3 protein-coding genes are annotated in these 2,585 nt (G+C 29.4%); all 3 read right to left on the bottom strand.

What is annotated here, in order from left to right; genetic code table 11:
* Positions 1-310: 310 nt before the first annotated feature.
* A complete protein-coding gene (locus I6U49_RS16790; RefSeq protein ID WP_198629693.1) occupies positions 311-919 on the bottom strand; it encodes a hypothetical protein in 609 nt (202 codons plus the stop codon).
* Between the two features lie 146 nt (positions 920-1,065).
* The gene (locus I6U49_RS16785) at positions 1,066-1,863 is read right to left on the bottom strand and encodes a hypothetical protein (protein ID WP_198629692.1); all 798 of its coding nucleotides are present in this window, start codon (positions 1,861-1,863) and stop codon (positions 1,066-1,068) included.
* A gap of 4 nt (positions 1,864-1,867) precedes the next feature.
* Entirely contained in the window at positions 1,868-2,113 is a 246-nt protein-coding gene (locus tag I6U49_RS16780; RefSeq protein WP_198629691.1) for a hypothetical protein, read from the bottom strand.
* Between the last annotated feature and the right edge of the window lie 472 nt (positions 2,114-2,585).

Raw genomic sequence — 2,585 nt, 5'->3', positions numbered from 1 at the left:
TTATTGAGGTAATTGGCATTAATAGCACCAATTTTTTCTGAAATTGAAGTAAGGGATTTTAGAATAGTAGGAGTAATCTCGTATGGTGGTTTCATGTGATACTATCATTTGATATTATCAAAAGTAAGCTCATTTTTTACCAATTGAAAGAAAAATGTTGTTTTTATAATTGGGTACAACGGTTTCGAGTATGGACAGTTGCGGGCTGGTTCGCCAGATTGTGTCCGTTTAAATTAAATATAGCTAAAAACATCGAATATCGATTAAGTATTTAGCCGCAATTGGCTATACGCGTTGTTGTAAAACGTTTTTATTCCAAAATAGTTGTTGCCGGTAATATTCCTCTATTCTCAAAAATAATGTCGAAATTTGGTTTATTTTCCATTGCATTTAATTCCCCAATCAATTTCAAAAGTAGATTTTTTGTTTGAGTTATATTTTCAATGCTATCAACATTTATGCTAATCAGCTTTTTCTCGTCCGTAAGGGAATAATTTCTATCATTCCTGGGGTTAAATAAATGATTTGTCAAAGCTAATTTTAAACTATCTATTGGAAATTGCACTTCGTAGTTTACAGTAATACTATCGGTATTTACATAAATTATTTCCCTCAATTTGTAATCAAATATAATCTCACAAAATTGTAATGGTTGAATTTTATAAATTTTATCTTCAGTTTCCAATTTAAACATTGCGTATTCGCTTAAACAATCTGTTTCGTCCAGAATTTTTATTACTTCCTTGAAGTTTTTAAGCGTGTCGATATCATATTCAATTAATTCATTATCCGCCAATCTAAAAGACATAAAATATTGTATTGGTTTTTCTTCAATAGCAATTTGTTTCTTTTCGCTGTTATTCTGTCCGCAACTTAATTGCAGAAAACTCAATATTAGTATGGCGAAGGTTTTCTTCAAAATGTTTTACAACGTGTTTGTATAACAGAAGTAAGGGGAATCTTAAACTTACTTTTCGGTTTTACCCGTTGTGAAATTTATCCGACTACTTTTGGGATTGCCGTTTAGCCCTTATTTTTGTTATACGGTGTTGTGAGCTGTGCTTTTTATTTGGTTTGTTCTTTTGGTATTTCTATAATTTTATATTTTCCATTTAGTTCGTCTTTATTGACTTCTACCATTGAGAAATATCTAAAATTTATGTTCAAAATGTCTGAATTTGGTATTACTAAATAGCGAGTTTCTATTGAATAATAAGCACTTTTATCAGCATTGTCGTCCTCTAAGTACCTTCTTATAGGATTTCTAAGATGTATAGCTTCTAAGTCGCCATTGTTGTCAATATAGTAGTTAAAATAATCTCCTGTATAAAGCACGTTTTTTCCGTTAACACTGCACAAAACGTTGATTATTTTATCAGTTATTTCTTCATACTTGTCAGGTACATCTGGAAAATCTAAACACTCTCCTGAAAATATGTAATGCCATTTATTTGAAAATCTAAAGTATCTTATTGAAATATCAAGTTTTGTTTTCCTTACTAACTTTCTAAATCCGAAGCCAACTAAAAATGAAAAAGAAAATAATATGAAATTATAAGAAAATATTGCGTATTTGAACTCGCCTATTTTTTCAAAACTATTTGTCAGCTCTTTGGAATCTTTAATCCCTAATATTAAATTACCAAGTTGATTAAAATCTATGTAATAACTTGTAAAATTATGGACTATGGCAATTAATATTATATGCAGAGTTAACGCAGGAATAATTGACCAAGTTAGCTCATTAACTACATTTTTATTTAAAACTCTAATACTTAATTTGGACGAATTGTAAGTTTTTCTTGCTATAAATCCTGGAGCAAGGATAATGAAGAGTAATATTGTCGTAAAGGCAATATTCATTTAGTTAACCAAGCTCTCTTACCTTGAAGTATTTATCTCCGATCTTGACAACTTGTGTTTCATTTGTATTGGATTTAATCAAATGAGAAACACGAACTAATCCACTACTAATTTCAGATGAACGGTATTTTGCGCTACTATCTCTTTTAGATGTAGACTTATTATTTTCTCTCTTTAAGGTTTTTGTAATCCAATTCATAATATCAAATATACTCCAAAATTTATTCCAAAACAATTTTAGTTTACTCATCGTTGTCTTTGCATTGCTCACAACGTATAGGTATAAACGCACGTTTTAATTGCGTTTATACGACGTTGTGTGCAGTAATTTAGTATAAATTTATTGATTATAATGAATTTATCTCAATTACGTAGTCATCACGAATTGGAGATAGAGAATTTTAAAAAGCTTTTTATTTTTTTAGTTATTCATTTTATCATCCGATAAGGTGAGTTGCTAAAAAAAACCGCAGGATTCAACCAACTTTAGATAGCTTGAAAATTAGCAGAAAAACCCCCATAAAAAATGTGGTCTTTTTCTACTAACTTTATTAAACTTTTTAACGTGTCAACGTTATGATAGTGCCACTATCAACGATGCCAATCGCAAAAGTTTAGAACAGAAATCTTTATTTTCTGTTTGAAACTATCTAAAGTTTCCTTTTTCTTCTCCTGCATAAAAATCTTTTTAATTTCCTGTTATTCGTGATTATTGCATACAA

The sequence above is a fragment of the Salegentibacter maritimus genome (assembly GCF_016236915.1).
Lineage (GTDB): Bacteria > Bacteroidota > Bacteroidia > Flavobacteriales > Flavobacteriaceae > Salegentibacter > Salegentibacter maritimus.
The sequence above is the reverse complement of the archived record's forward strand: the minus strand, read 5'-3'. Positions and strand labels throughout refer to the sequence as shown.

Bases quoted from the DNA above. Each gene is read 5' to 3' on its own strand.
- I6U49_RS16780 (WP_198629691.1), bottom strand. From the start codon at position 2,113: ATGAGTAAACTAAAATTGTTTTGGAATAAATTTTGGAGTATATTTGAT.
- I6U49_RS16785 (WP_198629692.1), bottom strand. From the start codon at position 1,863: ATGAATATTGCCTTTACGACAATATTACTCTTCATTATCCTTGCTCCA.